This window comes from Ruegeria sp. SATB045 (genome assembly GCF_059613525.1).
This window is the reverse complement of the sequence record NZ_JBXWSR010000012.1, coordinates 172,636-190,321: the sequence shown is the minus strand read 5'-3', so window position 1 is coordinate 190,321 and position 17,686 is coordinate 172,636. Positions and strand designations below refer to the sequence as shown.

The 17,686-nt window shown below is 54.6% G+C and carries 16 protein-coding genes and 1 tRNA gene; 9 read left to right on the top strand and 8 right to left on the bottom strand.

Annotation, left to right across the window (positions count from 1 at the left end; all coding sequences use genetic code 11):
• Nucleotides 1–3 precede the first annotated feature (3 nt).
• Entirely contained in the window at nucleotides 4–411 is a 408-nt protein-coding gene (locus AC2FNR_RS02835; protein WP_174821893.1) for a hypothetical protein, read from the bottom strand.
• A 296-nt stretch (nucleotides 412–707) separates the two neighbouring features.
• Here AC2FNR_RS02835 and AC2FNR_RS02830 point away from each other — a divergent pair.
• Nucleotides 708–792 (top strand) — tRNA-Leu (locus AC2FNR_RS02830).
• A gap of 35 nt (nucleotides 793–827) precedes the next feature.
• On the opposite strand, the gene AC2FNR_RS02825 is transcribed toward AC2FNR_RS02830, so the two are convergent.
• A complete protein-coding gene (locus AC2FNR_RS02825) occupies nucleotides 828–1,070 on the bottom strand; it encodes a hypothetical protein (RefSeq protein ID WP_496847919.1) in 243 nt (80 codons plus the stop codon).
• A 1,071-nt stretch (nucleotides 1,071–2,141) separates the two neighbouring features.
• On the opposite strand from AC2FNR_RS02825, the gene AC2FNR_RS02820 reads away from it, so the two are divergent.
• From AC2FNR_RS02820 to AC2FNR_RS02805, 4 genes are all read left to right on the top strand, one after another.
• Nucleotides 2,142–3,347, top strand: coding sequence for a YcaO-like family protein (locus AC2FNR_RS02820; RefSeq protein ID WP_496847918.1), 1,206 nt, complete (start codon nucleotides 2,142–2,144; stop codon nucleotides 3,345–3,347).
• Nucleotides 3,344–4,657: a TfuA-like protein gene (locus tag AC2FNR_RS02815; protein ID WP_496847917.1), complete on the top strand. Its 1,314-nt coding sequence runs from the start codon at nucleotides 3,344–3,346 to the stop codon at nucleotides 4,655–4,657. The genes AC2FNR_RS02820 and AC2FNR_RS02815 overlap by 4 nt, the downstream gene beginning before the upstream one ends.
• A gap of 31 nt (nucleotides 4,658–4,688) precedes the next feature.
• Nucleotides 4,689–5,990, top strand: a complete 1,302-nt coding sequence (locus AC2FNR_RS02810) for a gluzincin family metallopeptidase (RefSeq protein ID WP_496847916.1) — start codon at nucleotides 4,689–4,691, stop codon at nucleotides 5,988–5,990.
• 139 nt (nucleotides 5,991–6,129) lie between these two features.
• Nucleotides 6,130–6,702, top strand: coding sequence for a pentapeptide repeat-containing protein (locus AC2FNR_RS02805; RefSeq protein WP_170355087.1), 573 nt, complete (start codon nucleotides 6,130–6,132; stop codon nucleotides 6,700–6,702).
• A 54-nt stretch (nucleotides 6,703–6,756) separates the two neighbouring features.
• On the opposite strand, the gene AC2FNR_RS02800 is transcribed toward AC2FNR_RS02805, so the two are convergent.
• The 6 genes from AC2FNR_RS02800 to AC2FNR_RS02775 form a co-directional block, all read right to left on the bottom strand.
• Nucleotides 6,757–8,502, bottom strand: a complete 1,746-nt coding sequence (locus AC2FNR_RS02800) for an adenylate/guanylate cyclase domain-containing protein (RefSeq protein WP_496847915.1) — start codon at nucleotides 8,500–8,502, stop codon at nucleotides 6,757–6,759.
• A gap of 110 nt (nucleotides 8,503–8,612) precedes the next feature.
• Nucleotides 8,613–9,317, bottom strand: a complete 705-nt coding sequence (locus AC2FNR_RS02795; protein ID WP_496847914.1) for a GNAT family N-acetyltransferase — start codon at nucleotides 9,315–9,317, stop codon at nucleotides 8,613–8,615.
• Between the two features lie 143 nt (nucleotides 9,318–9,460).
• Nucleotides 9,461–10,405, bottom strand: coding sequence for an ABC transporter substrate-binding protein (locus AC2FNR_RS02790; protein ID WP_170355084.1), 945 nt, complete (start codon nucleotides 10,403–10,405; stop codon nucleotides 9,461–9,463).
• Between the two features lie 41 nt (nucleotides 10,406–10,446).
• Nucleotides 10,447–11,454 carry an ABC transporter permease gene (locus AC2FNR_RS02785; RefSeq protein WP_170355083.1) on the bottom strand — a complete coding sequence of 336 codons (1,008 nt, stop codon included), beginning with the start codon at nucleotides 11,452–11,454 and terminating at the stop codon, nucleotides 10,447–10,449.
• The gene (locus AC2FNR_RS02780) at nucleotides 11,451–12,977 is read right to left on the bottom strand and encodes a sugar ABC transporter ATP-binding protein (protein ID WP_170754014.1); all 1,527 of its coding nucleotides are present in this window, start codon (nucleotides 12,975–12,977) and stop codon (nucleotides 11,451–11,453) included. Before AC2FNR_RS02780 ends, AC2FNR_RS02785 begins: the two co-directional genes overlap by 4 nt.
• 39 nt (nucleotides 12,978–13,016) lie before the next feature.
• Nucleotides 13,017–14,570 (bottom strand): UxaA family hydrolase, encoded by a 1,554-nt coding sequence (locus AC2FNR_RS02775; protein WP_170754012.1) that lies wholly within the window; start codon nucleotides 14,568–14,570, stop codon nucleotides 13,017–13,019.
• Nucleotides 14,571–14,654: 84 nt separating this feature from the next.
• On the opposite strand from AC2FNR_RS02775, the gene AC2FNR_RS02770 reads away from it, so the two are divergent.
• The 4 genes from AC2FNR_RS02770 to AC2FNR_RS02755 are packed head-to-tail and all read left to right on the top strand — an operon-like array spanning nucleotide 14,655 to nucleotide 17,686.
• Nucleotides 14,655–15,392 carry a GntR family transcriptional regulator gene (locus AC2FNR_RS02770; RefSeq protein WP_496847913.1) on the top strand — a complete coding sequence of 246 codons (738 nt, stop codon included), beginning with the start codon at nucleotides 14,655–14,657 and terminating at the stop codon, nucleotides 15,390–15,392.
• On the top strand, nucleotides 15,389–16,441 hold the full coding sequence (locus AC2FNR_RS02765) for an aldo/keto reductase (RefSeq protein WP_496847912.1): 1,053 nt from the start codon (nucleotides 15,389–15,391) through the stop codon (nucleotides 16,439–16,441). The genes AC2FNR_RS02770 and AC2FNR_RS02765 overlap by 4 nt, the downstream gene beginning before the upstream one ends.
• Nucleotides 16,431–16,859, top strand: a complete 429-nt coding sequence (locus tag AC2FNR_RS02760; protein WP_496847911.1) for an RbsD/FucU family protein — start codon at nucleotides 16,431–16,433, stop codon at nucleotides 16,857–16,859. The genes AC2FNR_RS02765 and AC2FNR_RS02760 overlap by 11 nt, the downstream gene beginning before the upstream one ends.
• Nucleotides 16,856–17,686 (top strand): amidohydrolase family protein, encoded by an 831-nt coding sequence (locus AC2FNR_RS02755; RefSeq protein ID WP_496847910.1) that lies wholly within the window; start codon nucleotides 16,856–16,858, stop codon nucleotides 17,684–17,686. The genes AC2FNR_RS02760 and AC2FNR_RS02755 overlap by 4 nt, the downstream gene beginning before the upstream one ends.

Genomic DNA, 17,686 nt, shown 5'->3' with positions numbered 1-17,686 from the left:
AGTTCAGCCTCCGGTTCCGGTCGCGGCGATATGGTGTGGGACCTGATCGGGCTGGGTGCTGGTCAGCGTATCGATGCGTGCGATCAGGTTCAAAGCATTCCCCAGTATCGCCGCTTCGTCGACAGGGGTGATTGTTTCATAGGCTCCGGAATCGGCAAGCACTTCGATCGAGCTGAAACACTCACTGTTTTCCAGGCAGGCAAGACGACGGCCGGTCGGGAAACCTGCGGATTTGGTCTTGGGCAGAGGCATCCGGGAATTGGCTAACAGGTAGTGGCCACCCGAATGGGTCCGCAATGAGATACCAAACCCTGTGTCGGGATGATCTTTGGTCAGGGTTTTGAGTTCACCAAGAAAACTTTCGCGTGCAAGACCAACGGCGTCTTGCTCAGTAGCAGCAGAGTTCATCATGTTGGTCACAGTTACGACCCTTTTGTTGAAGTTGAGCTGGAAACTCGTATGTGGCCCAGAGGCAAAAAGACTCGGTAAGTCCTCAGCCCCCATCAACTACTGGCAAGGCGGTGTTATTTTGACGCGAATAAGATTTTTTGGCGTTTGAATTGTGGCGCAAATGTGGTGCGTGAATTTCGTGCGTAGGATTCTTTGAAAATCGTGGAATAAACCTTTGCTCTGGATGAAATTCCCTCTCGCACTTGCTTTCAAGCTTTGCTATTCACCCGATCACTCTGACAGGTTCTGTCTAGGATGCGGGTGTGGCGAAATTGGTAGACGCACCAGATTTAGGTTCTGGCGCCGCAAGGCGTGGGGGTTCAAGTCCCTCCACCCGCACCAAGTATTCATTGTAATCATTAATTAAATTAGTGTTTTTATAGTTTTGGCCCCCGCTGTGGCCCCGCCTTTTCACACGCTAGGGGCTGAAAAACGGCGTCGATTTCTTCCACGTAGTAGAGCGGCCGGGCGCCGGCATGCGCGAAATGCGCCTTTACGAGATTCGCTTTAACCATCTCATGGAATTTGCGTCTGTCGAATGGCCAGCGGGTTGACCTAATGGCTTGAATGCCTGTCACGAACTTAGCTTCGTCTGTGATTATCGGTGTCTGAATCGTCATCCTTCCCCTCCTGTGTTGACTAGGGCGGCATCCATCGCCTTAGCGGCTCAAATGGTGGAGGGGCAGGGCGAATGAAGGACTTTGCCGAAGTTGTTGCCTCCTGGCCCACAGAGCTGGCAAAACTGGACCGCAGGGATCGCGCCATGATGACTACAAGGGCCTGTTTTGTGCTTGGTGATACCGAAAATTGGCTAAGGTCTCAGAACGTCCTTGCGCGCCTGTTGTCCGAAGAAGATTTGGCAGGATTGGCTTACATTTGCCTCAGATCGTTACCCACTGAGACCGCGTATGACGTAGCAGAGAGAGCCAACGGACACCACAGCGACTGGTTCCGCCATTGGACCTCAAGGTGCGTCAGAAGCGCTGAGTATCACGCTTCTATGGGCAGCTGGTGCCTCTGATACAGAGCTAAAGGCCGCAGCAATGGTTGCTGTAAAAAATGGCTCCAAGATCTCGTGGCGGCTTTGTGGGCTGGCTTAGAAAGAAGGGGCTGCTATGAACGCAAAGCACCAGAATTTGAACATGGCCGAAAGGTTGGCAACAACCAATGCTCAGGGTGTCGAGCGAGCTTTGGTAAAGAAAATGCTCGTCGGTTTGAGACGGGTTTTACCTGTTGCGGACAGGCAGCAATTCCACGGCAGGGCCGATATCAACTACTCCTGCGACTTTGTCGGGTGGGACAAGCGGTTACCGATTCCGATGACCTTGACCTGGAAAAAGTGGCCCGCCATTGGGGCCGTACGATGAGCCAGAAACTCGCTCATATCAAATCGACCCGAACTGTCCCATTGGCGCTGACATCAGACAGACACTCACATAGACTGAGCTCTGTTTGGGCCCATCCTCGTTTCAGTTGCTTTGAGCAAGGTAGGGTATTTGTGGCGACCCTAGTTTAGGACGTGTTCGCTTCCTCTCGCCAGATAGGCGTAATGATAGTTATGTTAAAAATCGTGACAACTCTGCTTGGCTCTACGTGTTACTGTTGACCGCTGATCTTTGATCAACCATCGTGTTTCATATTGATTTCAACATCATGTTAAACACCTGATTGGTTTGTTCTGGGTTCGTCTCATGTCCTTAAACTCACAGAAAAAATACATTTTGGACACGCATCGGGCGCGTGACCCTGAACAAACGCTCAGCTTGGTCAAGCCACACCTGAAGGCGATGGGTATTACGCGAATGGCCAACCTGACAGGTCTGGATCGAATAGGCTTGCCGACGGTTATGGTGACGCGACCAAACTCTCGGTCGGTTGCAGTGTCTTTAGGAAAAGGCTTGTCGCTTAGCGCGGCCCGGGCTTCAGGCGTCATGGAGGCGATCGAGTCCTGGCATGCAGAACAGATTCAACTTCCGCAACAGTTGGCCCGTTACAATGATCTGATCCGGCGGGCCTTTATTATTGACATTGACGCCCTGCCCCGTGTGACCGGAGGGCGTTTCGATCCAGATCAAGCTATTATGTGGGTTCAGGGCCATGAACTGAATACACAGCTAGACTGTTGGGTTCCTTTAGAGATGGTAGACACGGATTACACCAGTGCCCCAGTTGGAGGGCATTGCGCTTTTCCAAGAACCACCAATGGGCTGGCGTCTGGAAATACGGTGACCGAAGCAAGTTGCCATGCAATCTGTGAAGTGATTGAGAGAGACGCGACAACCCTCTGGCATCATATGGTAAATCCACGTCGGATAGATGTCAGGACAATTGAAGACGACCGATGCCAACAGGCTCTGAACATGATCTCACATGCGGGGTTGGAGATTGGTCTTTGGGACACGACGTCTGATGTTGGCATCGCTTGTTTTCGCTGTGTGATCTGCGAACCAGAAGGTAAGACCGGCCATATTGGCATCGGAGATGGGTGTCACCCGGATCGTGCGATTGCACTTTTGCGCGCGGTGACCGAAGCTGCGCAGACACGTCTGACCTATATCTCTGGGGCACGGGATGATTTGGATCCGTCAGAGTTTACTGATCAGGCAAAAATTGATCGGAGCGCTTTTGTACAGAACCTGATCAAAGAAACCTCTCCGCTGCAGGATTTTTCAGAGTGCGCCACCTACTCAACCGATTCATTTGACGAAGATATAGAATTGTTACTGAACCGTTTGCGCGAGGTTGGACTTGCTCAAACAGTAGTCGTCAATCTGTCTCGCTCAGAATTGGATATTTCGGTTGTCAGGGCGATTATTCCCGGTCTTGAGGCCCCGCATGATGACCCCGATTATGTTCCGGGACGCCGTGCGAACGCTGTTGGCGGTGCCCAGGCATGAGTGTCGTTGTATTTGTCGGCCCCACTCTGCCCCATGAAAGGATAGCAGAGTATTTGGAGGCCACGATACTCCCTCCGGTTCGGCAGGGGGATGTTTATCGGGCCGCGCGCGACCGACCAAATGCTATCGGGATTATCGACGGATATTTCGAAGGGGTGCCGTCGGTTTGGCACAAGGAAATTCTTTGGGCTATGGAGCAGGGTATACCAGTCTTCGGAAGCGCCAGTATGGGTGCGCTCAGGGCTGCAGAGCTGTCGGACATGGGAATGATCGGTGTCGGGCAGATTTTCGAAGACTACCGCGCGGATGTTTTGCAGGACGATGATGAAGTTGCCGTCCTGCATGGACCAGCAGAGCTTGGATATCCTGCGCTTAGTGTCCCGATGGTGTCGGTGCGTGCGACGGTGGCAAAGGCGGTGGCCGACGGGCTGGTGTCTTTGGCGAATGCTGATGAAATGCTAGGCGTGGCAAAAAGCATTCATTACCAGCAAAGAAGCTGGGCAAGTATCTGCCAGGCCCTCAGTCATCTTAAGGGTATCGCTGACTTCCAAGCTTGGGTGCAAACCGGGCAGGTCGATGCGAAGGCTCAGGACGCTTTTGCAATGCTTCGAAAGATGGCCGAACACTTGGCCAGATCTACCCCATCATTAGAAAACCCAATTCGAATGGAAAGGACGCTGGTTTGGAAGGGGTTGCGCGCCCGGGTTGATGGAGAAACAACCAACGGTCACGCGGTGTTGGATGAATTGCGTCTGAACCCTCAGCTTTTTTCCAGATTGCGCGAACGCGCCACGCTAAGCCTATTGGCGGAGGAAGCGGATGTGCGTACTGGAAACTCGCTAGACCGAGACGCGGTCATGCACCAAATGTCGCTCCACCGGGCCAGCGTGGGTCTGCCACGTCATTCCGATTTAATGCGGTGGCTCGATGACAACGATCTAAGTCTTGATAGCTACGAGGCCATGCTGATCGATAATACTCGAATTGAAGGGGCGATTGCCGATAGAAAAAACCGGATTGAGGTTCAGCTCATTTCTGAACTATGCCGTGCCGGCCGTTATGCCGAGTTTCGCGACCGGGCAAAAGAAAAGGCAGCCTTATCCCTCTCGACCAGCCAAATGGCGAACGCCGAAAGGTTGTCGATGGTGTTGTGGTATTTTGAAACAATACTTGACCGGGACATACCGGATGATTTTGACTCATACGCAGTTTCATTGGGACTTCCCGATCGGGATGCCTTGTTCGATTTGATAGAAGCCGAGTTTTTATTTTGCCATAGGACCGATAGCTCGTCGCCTTCTGACGCGTGACGGACCAGCGAACCAAGCGGGAGGGCGCATTATGAACTTACCCGAAGAAACGGAGAATGAGGAACCAGGCACTCGGTTTTTGCTTTTTCCACAGTCGCCTTTTCTCGAACCTGACGCAGAATTGGAACTGGTCGAGATATCTGCACCACAAGGCAGCATCGGTCCCGGACCTTCTGGTCCGCGTATGTACACGGTGAATCCGGTTGGTAAAACGACACCCTATGGTGCCATTGTTCCAGGTCCCAACGGACCGGGCATGTACCTACCCCCGTGGGATGGATATATACAACCGCCTGCAATGCCAGATGAACTGGGAAATTTCATCCATATCGACCCATCCGATCCGTCCTTCGAAGCGGCGCATCTTTTCGGTTCCGCTCATTTCACCATGGATGTGTGGCAAGGCTATTTCGACCGCCCCATCCCGTGGCATTTCGCGCGTGATTTCGACCGTTTGGAACTGTCTTTATTACCCAGCCTAGACAATGCTCATATTGGGTGGGGCTTTCTGGAAACCGGTGGAACACATGAGCACGGTAACGAATACCGACCCTACAGTCTGAATTTCGATGTCGTGGCGCATGAAATTGGTCACGCCATAATTTATAGCGTGATTGGAATGCCAGCCGATGGCGACGCTTCGGGCGAGTATTACGGGTTTCATGAATCCGCTGCCGATCTGGTCGCGCTGTTGGCGTCTTTGCATTTTGGATCAGTTGTTGAAAAGCTGTTGGAAAACACTCGGGGCAATCTCTACACATTCAACCGATTGAATCGATTTGCAGAATTGTCCGAAAACGCGCAAATCAGAACGGCGGCTAATAACAGATCCCTCTCGGAATTTTCCTCGGGTTGGTCCAGCGAACATGCCCTTTCTGAGCCGTTGACCGGAGCAATGTTCGACATTTTCGTCGACATCTATCACGAACGCCTTTTGCTACACGGTCTGATTTCACCTGAGGAAGAGGATCTGTCGGACCAATTGGAAGACTCGCCCGATTACAGCGCTATCATGCAAAACGTTTTTGACAAGCGATACGCGGAAAACCCCGAGGGTTTCCGCGTTGCCCTACTTGAGGCGCGCGACTACTTGGGGACCTATTTAGCTGATACCTGGAGCCTATTGGATGCTGATACTCTCAGCTATTTTGGTGTCGAAAAAGCACTAGTTATTGTGGATCAGGAAATTACCGGCGGCGCATTCCGGCAAATAATCGAGGGTAATTTTCGGATGCGCGATATCGGTTTGACGACGGCAGGTCCGCGCTTGCCGAACCCAGACGAAGACAGTCATGCCAATTCGGTTCGAACTTTGGTGCCGGATACAGAGTGAGTAAGTTCTTTTTTTTCAATTCAAATTATGGCATTTAGGAATAGGATGATTTTTTGGATTTGTTGGCCCGTCTATAATTTGGGTCGTGGTGGAGGGCGAGGTGGTTGGTGCATCTCGACCGCAATTGGGAGATGAGTTTATGGCGGAGACATTACTCAGTTTTTCAGAAGTGTTGATTTACGGAAGAGTATTGGAAGACTTAAGCTATACAGCAAAGTCGAACAACGGCCAGGGCAACAACAAGCATCTGGAAAAGCAATTGGGCGATGAAGGAAACAACAAAGCACAATTCGCAAAAATTTATGGGTTTGCTTACGAAGGCACATATTATGACCTTCCCGAACCTGTGATTTTTCTAGTGCATGGTGACGGTAAGGAAGTTGCAAAAGCAAACGTTCCAGACGACAACGCATCACGGGCCCCGAAAAACCCGTCTATTGGTGGGGTTGCAGCCGCAGACTATCAGGTTGCTGATGACATACGTGTTTGGAACTACGACAAGTCCGATCAGACCATGCGCATGGATGTGATGGCTGGCCAGTTCGAGCAAGTCCTACTGGATATCTATTTCGGCTTCGATAGCCCGGCGATCAGTGGCGCAAAGGTATCTGGAGCCAAAGTGAGCGGGGCTAAGGTAAGCGGTGCCAAAGTATCAGGCGCAAAGGTTAGCGGCGCCAAAGTAAGTGGGGCCAAAGTCCGGGGCGGCGACTGAGGGTCGCTTACGATCAATGTAACGAGGGCGCGCTCGTCGCGCCCTTTTTCTTATTCAGAACCCGGCCTTTTTCAATCCTTCGACAAAATGCTGGGTATCGTCTTCCAAACGGTCGGGCATAACCTTGGCCCACCGTTGCAAAGAAAAATTTGGATGCGCCTCACGGTGTTTGTCAGCAATCAACCGGGCCATCTCCATATTGCCCAACTGGGCGTGACTCGCTGCAAGCATTCGTTGACCTTCGGTTGGGTTGTTCATTTTGTTGACTGTTTCGATAACATCCTCGTAGCGGCGAAGGTTGTAATATGCCCCGCCAAGGTGCCACAGATACTGATCCGGGAAATACGGGTTCAGCCGCATTGCTTGTTGCAGATGGGTGATTGCTGTTTCGTTGTCGCCCGAATGCGCCAGCGCGTCGGCATAGTCCGAATGCATATCTGCATCATTTGGGTTCAGCGCCAAGGCGCGCTGGTATGACTGGATCGATGCATCGTGATCTTTGCGATACAGGTGGACATAACCCAGTTCGCCAAACCCACGCGCGTCAGTCGGGTCGAGCTCGATAGCACGTTGCGCAAATCTCAGAGCCTGATCCAACGCGGTGCTTGGGTCTTCTGTCCAGGAATACCGCCAGTCTATATTCAGGGTGCGCGACAGCGCCGCGGCCGCGCGGGCATACCCTTCGTCGCGTTCCAGTGCCGATTGATAGAAGCTTTGCGCCTTGCGATTGTCGTTTCGCGTGTACTTGAAGATGTGATGCTGCCCCTGAAGAACCGAGCTGTACGCTTCGAGGTCGGATGGCATCGCCTGGATCATTCGCTGCTTTTCATGGGACTCGATCATCACGGCGGTCGCTGCGACGATGCACTCGGTCACCTCATCCAATATGTCGAAAATATCGTCGATTCTGCGGTCGAACCGTTCCGCCCAAATCGTCCGTTCGGTGGTGGCGTCCACCAGTTCCGCCGAAATGCGAATTCGACTGGCCGACCGGCGGACGCTACCCCGCGCGATGTAGCGTACATTCAATCGCTGGGCGGCCTCTTTTGGAGGCATCGATTGTGCGTTGAAAAAGAAAGAGGAGTTTCGCGCGATTATGAAAAGGTTCCTGAACTTTGACAGATTCATGATGATGTCGTCGGTCATGCCTTCGGCAATCCAACTGTCGGATTCATCTCCGCCTTGGCTGCCGAAGGGAAGCACCGCAACGGACGGAGTGTCCGGTCGTTCCAGAACCTGACTCGTGGGCGTTTCCGGGCGCATGGTGCCGGCCATTGTCGCGCCTGCAACTTCGCTGCGCACACAATAGGTCGAGACAGGATTGAGTATGTTTTTTAACTGCTTGGGGCCCAGGAATTCGTAGCCGTACCGCAGCCTGTTGCAGACTTGGTCATAGACTGCAGAGCTGACGTAAACACGCTCGGGTTCTGCAATTTCCTGCAACCGCGCCGCGATATTGACATTGTCGCCGTGAATGCCGCGATCATCGATCAGAATTTCACCGAGATGAACGCCTGCGCGGAATTTGATTCGCTGATCATCTGTTCGAGTTTCGTTGTGTTGGCTTGCGATCCGATGCAGTTCGATGCCAAATTCAACTGCGCTTGTGGCCGTTTCAAATAAGGCAAGCAGCCCATCTCCACGTACTTCGACGACCCGCCCCTGATATTTTGCACAACATGTTTCAAGATGAGATAGTAACGATTTCAGAGCGTTATATGTGTCCAGCTCATTCTCGCTCATCAAGCGGGAATAGCCGACCACGTCGGCGAACAAAACAGCACCGAGCTTTTGCGTCATTGAAAAATTCGGACTAGAGGTATTCACAGGCAATACTCGTTTAATTGGTGCCAAATAGGCACCCGTTTCAACATATAGCAATTTTTAGTTTTTTCGACTGTCGGCTGTTTCTACCTTTCGCTGCCTGTTGCCAACCTGGGTGGCCATGACCAGTTTGATGAGGCCGATGCTCCCATTTCCACGACAGTATCCGTGGATAATTCCGAGGCGAGAACTTCTCTGTGCTGTATCCAGTCGTCCTTTAGGATGCCCACAACAATCATGTCGTGGAACTCTCCATCCGCAAACCAAGCTTGCCGCATTGTACCTTCGACCTGGCAGCCAATTCTACTGACAAGGTCACGGCTGCTGTGGTTGTCGGCGCGGTAATATGAAGTCAAGCGATTCAGGCCGAGTTGTCGGAACGCAAAGTCAACGATCATCGCGGTTGCTCGGATTCCAACTCCGTGTCGACGTGCGGACTTGTGTACAAACATTGCAACGACCGCGTCGCGATTGATATTCGAAATCCCCTCGAGACCAGCCATGCCCAAGGCTTCTTCTTCCTCGGACTCAACAATGAACCAGCATTTGCAGCCGGAACCTTCAGATGTGAAGGCATCTTTCCAACTGTCTTCAGTCTGGAGGCGGTTTTGGGGAATGCGGGATGTTCGATCAAACAGAGCGAGGTCTTCAATGTTTTGGAACCAAGGCGCGACGGTTTCTACATCAGCCCTTTCCAAAGGTCGAAGCCGAAACAGATTTTTCGATTTATCGGACACAGAAGCAATAACCTTTAACGTATAAAAACAACTATATCGGGAACAGTAGCACATTCCTTGCGCAATTTCTAAGTTTCATTGCGAAACTGGCAGCGATCGCCAGATCGATTCTTTAGTTTAAACTGCGTTTTGAAAATCCAAACGACATCCGGCCCGCCAAATTGGCGGGCCGGAAAAGTCACCGTGAGTGGATGGCTTTAGTCGTACAGAACGGCCGAGATTTTCGGATCATCCATGTTCGACGCGTCGTAGTAGTAGAAACCAGTGTCAATCAGGGCCGGGACTTCTTCACCATTCAGCGCGGAGACCGCTGCTTTTACAGTCTCGTAGCCGATGCCGACGGGATTTTGCGTGATCGCGCCAGCCATCAGGCCGCTTTTGATCGCATCCTTCTGCGCTTTGCCGCTGTCATAGCCAATGATGACCAGACCTTCGGTTCCCAGTTCCTGAACACCATTCACAACGCCAATGGCCGAACCTTCGTTGGTGCCAAAGATGCCGTCCAGATCAGGGTTGGCCGTCAGGATCGCTTTGGTAACTTCAGTCGACTTCAGGTGGTCGCCCTGACCGTATTGAACGGTGACAACTTCGATATCGGGATATTTTTCTTCGATACGGTTCACAAAGCCATCACGGCGGTCGATACCGGTCCGGCTGGTTTGGTCGTGTGCTACAACGGCGACTTTGCCTTTGCCGCCGATTTTCTCAGCCATTTTGTCGGCGGCCAGCCCGGCCGCAGCAAGATTGTCGGTGGTAGCTGTTGAAAGCGGGATGTCGCTGTCAACACCGCTGTCGAACGCGATGATCGGGATACCCTTGTCATTCGCCTGACGCAGCAGCGGGATAGCCGCCTGGCTGTCTAGTGCAGCAAAGCCGATGGCTTTGGGGTTGTTGGCCAGTGCAGCGGCCAGCATGTCGATCTGACGGTCCACCATGGTTTCGTTATCGGGGCCTTCAAAAGTAATGGTGACGTTGTATTCGTCTGCCGCCTGCTCGGCCCCGGATTTCACGGCCTGCCAGAACTGGTGCTGGAAACCTTTGGATACCAGCGGGATATAGATTTCCTCTGCAGTGGCCATCGAGGCCGGGGCTGCAAGGGTGGCAGCGCTCAGCGCCCCCAGAATGAAACGACGTGAAAACATGTTTTTCTCCTCCACAGTTGGTCGTTTGTTATTTGGTTTCTTCAGCCGGACTTTTTGCGCCGCGCCATGTCGGCATAGACCGCCAGAATGATGATTGCGCCGGTGACAACGGTTTGCCATTCCTGCGCCACGGACAGCACGCGCAGGCCGTTGGTCAGGACCGCCATGATCAGTGCGCCGATCAGCGTGCCTAGAATGGTACCGCGTCCACCCGACAGCGACGTGCCGCCGATCACCACGGCCGCGATGGCCTCAAGCTCGTATCCCAGACCCAGCGCAGGCTGCGCCGAGTTCAGGCGCGAGGCAATCAAGATGCCGCCGATGCCGCAGATTGCGCCCGCCAGAGCGTAAATGCGCATCTTCCAAGCGTCGGTGTTCACACCGGACAAGCGAACTGCTTCTTCGTTCGAACCCAAGGCAAAGGTGTAGCGGCCAAGAACCGTGCGGCTCAGGATGTACGACGCTGCAATCGCCACCAGGAACAGGATCAGCACGCCGTTCGGGATGGGCAGAGCCGGGAAGATCTCTCCGATCAGCGACCCGCGTGAGATCTGGTCAAAGCCCGGCGTGTCGTTGAAATAGATCGGCCGCGTACCTGAGATGACCAGCGAAAGGCCTTTCAGGATCAGCATCATGCCAAGCGTGGCGATGAAAGGCGGGATCTTCATTTTGGCAACGAAAGTGCCCGAGCAAAGCCCACAGAACGCGCCCGCCGCGATGGCTGCCGCCACGCCCAGCAGCAGGGGCATCCCCAGATAGGTCAGCACCACGCCTGCAATTACGGCGCAGAAGGTCATCAGCGTGCCCACCGACAGGTCGATCCCGCCGGTGATGATCACCAGCGTTGCCGCCACTGCCAGCACCCCGTTGACCGAGGTTGCCTGCAAAATGGCGATCATGTTCGAGGTCTGCATGAAGTTTGGCGACGCGATCGAGAAGCCGATCAGCAGCGCGATCAAACTGGCGAATGCCAGTAGTTTTTGATACGCGCCGCTGTCGGACAGTCCCGCGAGTGGTTTCTTCTTTTCAACGTCTGTTGCCGTGGTCATTGTGGTGCCCCCGTTACCTGCATCGCCGCCGCACGTTGGGTGGCCAGATGCATGATGTCTTCCTGAGTGGTGTCTTTTCCGCCGGGCAGAATGCCGGTCAGTCGGCCTTCGCACATCACAGCGATGCGATGGCTCAGGCGCATGATCTCGGGTAGTTCCGACGAGATCACGATGATAGTCTTGCCCTGCTCTGCGAGTTCTTCGAGCAGCTTGTAAATCTCGGACTTCGCACCGATGTCGATGCCCCGCGTGGGTTCGTCAAAGATCAGGATATCGCAATCGCGCAGCAGCCATTTTGCAATCACAACCTTTTGCTGATTGCCCCCTGACAGCAGTCGGACCTCTTGCACGTCCGAGGGCGTGCGAATGCCCAGCTGTGCGATATATCCCTTGGCCGTGGTGCTGATTTCACCGTCATTCAACACCCCTCCGGTGCCGGTGAACAGATCCATCGAAGCCAGCGCGATATTGTCGCGCACGTTCATGCCGGTGGCCAGCCCGAAATGTTTGCGGTCCTCGGACAGATAACCGATGCCCGCAGTCACGGCATCCTTGGGCGACTTGATCGAAACCTCTTGGCCATGAACGCGGATCGTTCCGCTGTCCTTCACATCCGCGCCGAAGATCGCGCGCGCAACCTCGGTCCGACCGGCCCCCATCAGGCCCGCGAACCCAAGAATCTCGCCCTTCTGGACCGAGAAGCTGACATCCTTGATCTCTTTGCCGCGATTTAGACCGGACACCTCAAGCGAAACTTCGGCGTCGCCAAGATCGGGCACGTCCAGAGGTTTCTCGTTCACCTCACGCCCCACCATCATGGCGATGATCTGGCTGATTGGTGTCTCAGCCGCGCCTACGGTGCCCACATATTCGCCATCGCGCATCACGGTGACGCGGTCGGCGATCTGCTTAAGCTCGTCCATTTTGTGACTGATATAGACGATGCCCACGCCCTCGGCCTTGAGGCGGCGAATGATCACGAACAGCTCGGCTATCTCGGCATCGTTCAGGGCCGCTGTGGGTTCGTCCATGATAAGAACCTTGGACCGGAAAGACAGCGCCTTGGCAATCTCGACCATCTGCTGTTTCGCAATGGTCAGGCTGCCTACCAATGTCTTTGGATCCAGCGACAGGTTCATCGAGGCGAAAATCTCGGCCGTCTGTGCGTTTAGCGCGGCCTCGTCCAGTCTACCAAAGCTCTTGCGGGGCTCTCGACCGATAAAGATGTTCTGCGCAACGGTCAGATCATTCATCAGGCTCAGTTCCTGATGGATGATACCGATGCCCAGATCCTGCGCTTCGCCGGGCGTGGTCGGGCTGACCGACTTGCCTTCGATCACCAGATCACCACCGTCGCGCTGATAAATCCCCGACAGGATCTTCATCAGCGTGCTTTTCCCGGCACCGTTCTCGCCCATAAGTGCGTGAACCTCGCCCGAAAACAGATCGAACTGCACTGTTTTCAGCGCGTGCACGCCGGGGAAATACTTTTCGATCCCCGTCATGTCGACCAGTTTTGTCATGTTCCCTCCCATGCTACCCTCATCCCCCAGGGTGCGTAATTACATTACCGCGCCGATCTGCCAGGGGACAAACTCGACCCCCCCAAATCCAAGCTCTTCGCTTTTAGTTTTCTCGCCCGAGGCAACGCGGATCAGAATTTCGAACAATTCCTCTCCTTTCGCCTCGATGCTGACCCCATCGGTGACGATGTCACCGCAGTTCAGGTCCATATCGTCGGCCATCCGTGCGTACATCTCAGAGTTCGTTGCCAGCTTGACGCAAGGCGTCGGCTGATAGCCAGAGACCGAACCCCGTCCGGTGGTGAACACGATCAGGTTTGCGCCTGAGGCCACCTGCCCCGTCACCGAACACGGGTCGAAACCTGGGCTGTCCATGAAGACAAAGCCCTTCTTGTCCACGATCTCGCCAAACTTATAGACGTCCCGCATCGGAGCAGTGCCGCCTTTGGCAACCGCGCCCAGAGATTTCTCGAGGATGGTTGTCAGTCCACCGCGCTTGTTGCCGGGGCTTGGATTGTTGTCCATCTCGCCGCCGTTGCGTTCGGTGTAGTCTTCCCACCACTGGATGCGCTCGATCAGCTTGGCGCCAACTTCGGGCGTTTCGGCGCGGCGAGTCAAAAGATGCTCGGCGCCGTATACTTCGGACGTTTCCGACAGGATTGTCGTTCCGCCGTGACGCACCAGCAGGTCGGATGCATATCCCAATGCAGGGTTTGCAGTGATGCCCGAATACCCGTCCGAGCCTCCGCATTGCATCCCTACCGTAATTTCGCTGATTGGCGCGGGTTCGCGCGTCACTTGATTGGCAAGTTCGGCAATACCCTTGATCTCGGCCAAGCCTCGGTCAATCGTGCGCCGCGTGCCGCCTTCGTTTTGAATAGTCATATAGCGCAGAGCACCATCGGGGCGGATCGGACGACCCCCCACCAGATCGGCCACCTGCATAACTTCGCATCCCAAACCGATCAGAAGAATACCCGCAAAGTTAGGATGCTGCGCATAGCCCGCAAGAGTGCGGAACAAGGTCGCGTACCCTTCATCCTTACCGGACATCCCGCAGCCTGTGCCATGCACAATCGGGACCACGCCGTCTACATTGGGAAACTCGTCAAGCATTCCGGATTTCTCGGCTGCCTCGGCGATGAACCGTGCAACCGAGCCCGAGCAGTTCACCGTGGTCAGAATCCCGATGTAATTCCGTGTTCCCACTTTGCCATCCGCGCGGTGGTAGCCCAAAAACGTCCGCTCTTCCGCAATTGCGGGTAACGCGGAGTTTGCGGACGCGTAGGCATAATCCTGTTGATGCGCGCCCATGCCCAGGTTGTGGACGTGAATATGGTCACCGGGCGCAATATCCGATTTCGCCTGACCAATGATCTGACCATAGCGGATCACGTTCTGCCCCTTGGAAATTGGCGCAACCGCGATTTTATGGCCTCGCGAAATCTGAGAGACCAACGGAACCGGCACGTCATTGGGCTGCTCGCCTGCTTGCAATTCACGCAGTGCGATAACGACATTGTCATCGGGGCTCAGCTTCACCGTATCGCGAGTCGGGGGCGTGAAAGCCTTTATTTCTTGATCTGCTTGCATCGTTTTCCTGCTTGCTTGCCAGTGATTGCTAAACTGCGATCACATACTTGTCAACTAACATGTTAGTATGCTAGATCAACTTTCATGAATAAGCCACAAGATATCGACGCGACGCTTTTGCGTGACATTTCATCGACCGAAGGTTCGTTGGCCAACCGTGTTTATTTGTCTATCAAACACGCAATCCTGTCTCTGGACTTTGCGCCCGGAGCGAACCTCAGGAAAGCGCCGATATGCGAACGGCTTGGCGTGTCCCGCGCGCCGGTTGCCGAAGCCATCGCGCGACTGGATGCAGAAGGGTTGGTGGACGTCGTTCCGCAATCCGGAACCCGAGTTTCTTATTTCTCGATGTCAGAGATACGCGAAGGCATGTTTCTGCGCGAAGCGTTAGAATTGGCGACAATTGCCAAAGTCGCCCGCGACCTAACCGAGGATCAGCGTCGCAGGTTAAGTCGCAACATGCGTTTGCAAGAGCTTCTGGTCGAGGATGAGGATATCTCGGGCTTTTATCAGGCCGATGAGGAATTTCATGCTCTGCTGATGGATTTCACGGGTTTCCACCGTTTGGCAGATGTTGCGCAGACCGTTTCCCTTCAGGTTAGCCGCGCACGTATGCTGCTGCTGCCGACGCCAGGCCGGATCGTTGAAACGCTTGATGAACACCGGTCGATATTCAACGCAATACTAGAGCGCGATGAAGACATGGCGCAGCAGGCCATGCGCCGCCATATGGGCCAGCTCATGCCTCGGATCGAAGTTTTGCGTCAGGAAAAACCCCACCTTTTCAACTTATCGCTCCAAACCGAACGAGAGGCAGGATGACCGCTTCAACTACAGAATTACTGAACAACCGCACGGCGCGCCCTGTACTATTGACCCGTATGGGTTTCGGTGGCGCACCATTGGGGAACCTCTATCGTAAGGTTTCCGACGAAGACGCCCAGGCGGCCCTGCAGGCGGCCTTTGATGCGGGTATCCGCTTTTTTGATACGGCACCGCAATACGGGCTTGGACGCTCCGAGCAACGCTTTGGCGAAGCAATCGCCCGCTTTGGACGCGAAAATATCCAGCTGTCGACCAAGATCGGGCGACTTCTGCTGGATTGTGAACCGCATGAAGTGACCCCTGAGGCTTTTGTTGACGTGCCGCAAAAGCGGATCGTGTTTGACTATACCTATGACGGAGTGATGCGTTCCTACGAGGCCAGTCGCGAACGGATCGGGGTGGCCAACGCGGATATTCTGCTGATCCATGACGTCTGCGTTTTCAGCCAGGGCAGTCAGGAGATGTCCGATGCCAAGGTGCGCGAGCTGTTTGACGGCGGCGGCTACAAAGCGCTGGTAGAGCTGCGTGACGCCGGTGAAATCGCAGCCATCGGAGCGGGCGTGAACGAATGGCAAGTTTGCGAAAAACTACTTGGTCTGGGCGATTTCGATGGCTTCCTTCTGGCGGGGCGCTACACCCTGTTGGAACAAGAGGCGCTGGACAGCTTTTTGCCGCTTTGTGAAAAGCGTGACGTAGGAATTATCCTGGGCGGTCCCTACAATTCGGGGATTCTGGCAACCGGTGCAGTGCCGGGCGCAAAATACAACTACGATGATGCACCAGAAGAGATTTTGCGGCGCGTCCGCAACATCGAAGCTGTATGTCAGGCGCACAAGACACCTCTGATCGCGGCGGCATTACAGTTCGTGTTGGGGCATCCGTCCGTCAAAACTGTGATCCCGGGCGCGGTAAACGCCGCAGAGGTGCAGGCCAATGTCGCGTTGCTAGATCGCGAGATTCCTGCCGGCCTTTGGTCCGACCTGCGGGGCGAAGGGCTGATCCGGCCTGATGCTCCACTTCCTTCGGAGGCCGCCGATGCTGCGTGACATCGACCCGATCCTGTCACCCGAATTACTGCACACCTTGCGTGCGATGGGCCATGGCGATGAAATCGTGATCGCGGACGCTAATTTTCCGGGAACGAGTACAGGACCGCTCTGCATTCGGGCCGACGGATCGTCGGCCAGTGAGATTCTGCGCGCAGTTTTGTCGGTGATGCCACTGGACAATTTTGTGCCGGACCCAGCGGTGACGATGCAGGTGGTCGGAGACCCCGATGCTGTGCCAGAGGCGGTCGCGGATTTTCAGCAGATCATCAATGAAACGGCAGACAACCCGGCTGTGGTGCAGGGTCTTGAACGCTTCGCGTTCTATGATCGCGCCGCAACAGCTTTTGCCGTTGTTCAGACAGGTGAGCGCAGGTTGTATGGCAACATCATCCTGAAAAAGGGTGTGATTGGATGAAGATCGACGCGCACCAGCATTTCTGGGCTTTGGCTCGGGGCGATTATGGTTGGCTCACTTCGGAACTGGCCGCGATTTATCGGGACTTTGGTCCGTCAGACCTAGCCCCTTTGATCGAAGCGGCCGGGATCGAGGGGACCGTTCTAGTACAGGCGGCGCCGACTGTGGCCGAGACGGAATATATGTTGTCTCTGGCTGACCACACGCCTTTTATCAAAGGGGTAGTCGGGTGGGTCGACTTCGAAGCGAAGGACGTGGCCGATCAGATCAAGGCGCTGTCCGCGCATCCGGCGCTTGTCGGTTTGCGGCCGATGATTCAGGACATAGCTGATCCCATTTGGATGTTGGACGACGCATTGTCTGCTGCGTTTTTTGCCATTCAGCAGAACGACCTGACATTTGACGCTCTGACTTTGCCCCAACATCTGGCCCCTCTGCGTCAGTTGCTGGCGCGCCATCCCGAGATGCGCGTGGTCATCGACCACGGCTCCAAGCCTTTGATACGCGATGGTGTGATCGACGGATGGGCTCAGGATATGGCGACCTTGGCGCAGGAAACCTCGGCCTATTGCAAATTGTCCGGCCTTGTGACCGAAGCAGCTGCGGATTGGAGCACTGACGACTTGCGCCCGTATGTTCAGCACCTCTTGGACACGTTCGGCCCTGAACGCCTGATCTGGGGCAGCGACTGGCCAGTTTGTACCTTGGCCAGCACATATCAGCGCTGGTTGGACACCACCGACACACTTCTGAGCGATCTCTCGGAAAACGAACGCAATGCGGTTCTGGGCGGTAACGCCGCCCGTGCCTATAACCTCAGGGACTGA

Coding starts and splice junctions, on each gene's coding strand:
- AC2FNR_RS02835 (WP_174821893.1), bottom strand. CDS start 411: ATGATGAACTCTGCTGCTACTGAGCAAGACGCCGTTGGTCTTGCACGC.
- AC2FNR_RS02825 (WP_496847919.1), bottom strand. CDS start 1,070: ATGACGATTCAGACACCGATAATCACAGACGAAGCTAAGTTCGTGACA.
- AC2FNR_RS02820 (WP_496847918.1), top strand. CDS start 2,142: ATGTCCTTAAACTCACAGAAAAAATACATTTTGGACACGCATCGGGCG.
- AC2FNR_RS02815 (WP_496847917.1), top strand. CDS start 3,344: ATGAGTGTCGTTGTATTTGTCGGCCCCACTCTGCCCCATGAAAGGATA.
- AC2FNR_RS02810 (WP_496847916.1), top strand. CDS start 4,689: ATGAACTTACCCGAAGAAACGGAGAATGAGGAACCAGGCACTCGGTTT.
- AC2FNR_RS02805 (WP_170355087.1), top strand. CDS start 6,130: ATGGCGGAGACATTACTCAGTTTTTCAGAAGTGTTGATTTACGGAAGA.
- AC2FNR_RS02800 (WP_496847915.1), bottom strand. CDS start 8,502: ATGACGCAAAAGCTCGGTGCTGTTTTGTTCGCCGACGTGGTCGGCTAT.
- AC2FNR_RS02795 (WP_496847914.1), bottom strand. CDS start 9,317: ATGTGCTACTGTTCCCGATATAGTTGTTTTTATACGTTAAAGGTTATT.
- AC2FNR_RS02790 (WP_170355084.1), bottom strand. CDS start 10,405: ATGTTTTCACGTCGTTTCATTCTGGGGGCGCTGAGCGCTGCCACCCTT.
- AC2FNR_RS02785 (WP_170355083.1), bottom strand. CDS start 11,454: ATGACCACGGCAACAGACGTTGAAAAGAAGAAACCACTCGCGGGACTG.
- AC2FNR_RS02780 (WP_170754014.1), bottom strand. CDS start 12,977: ATGACAAAACTGGTCGACATGACGGGGATCGAAAAGTATTTCCCCGGC.
- AC2FNR_RS02775 (WP_170754012.1), bottom strand. CDS start 14,570: ATGCAAGCAGATCAAGAAATAAAGGCTTTCACGCCCCCGACTCGCGAT.
- AC2FNR_RS02770 (WP_496847913.1), top strand. CDS start 14,655: ATGAATAAGCCACAAGATATCGACGCGACGCTTTTGCGTGACATTTCA.
- AC2FNR_RS02765 (WP_496847912.1), top strand. CDS start 15,389: ATGACCGCTTCAACTACAGAATTACTGAACAACCGCACGGCGCGCCCT.
- AC2FNR_RS02760 (WP_496847911.1), top strand. CDS start 16,431: ATGCTGCGTGACATCGACCCGATCCTGTCACCCGAATTACTGCACACC.
- AC2FNR_RS02755 (WP_496847910.1), top strand. CDS start 16,856: ATGAAGATCGACGCGCACCAGCATTTCTGGGCTTTGGCTCGGGGCGAT.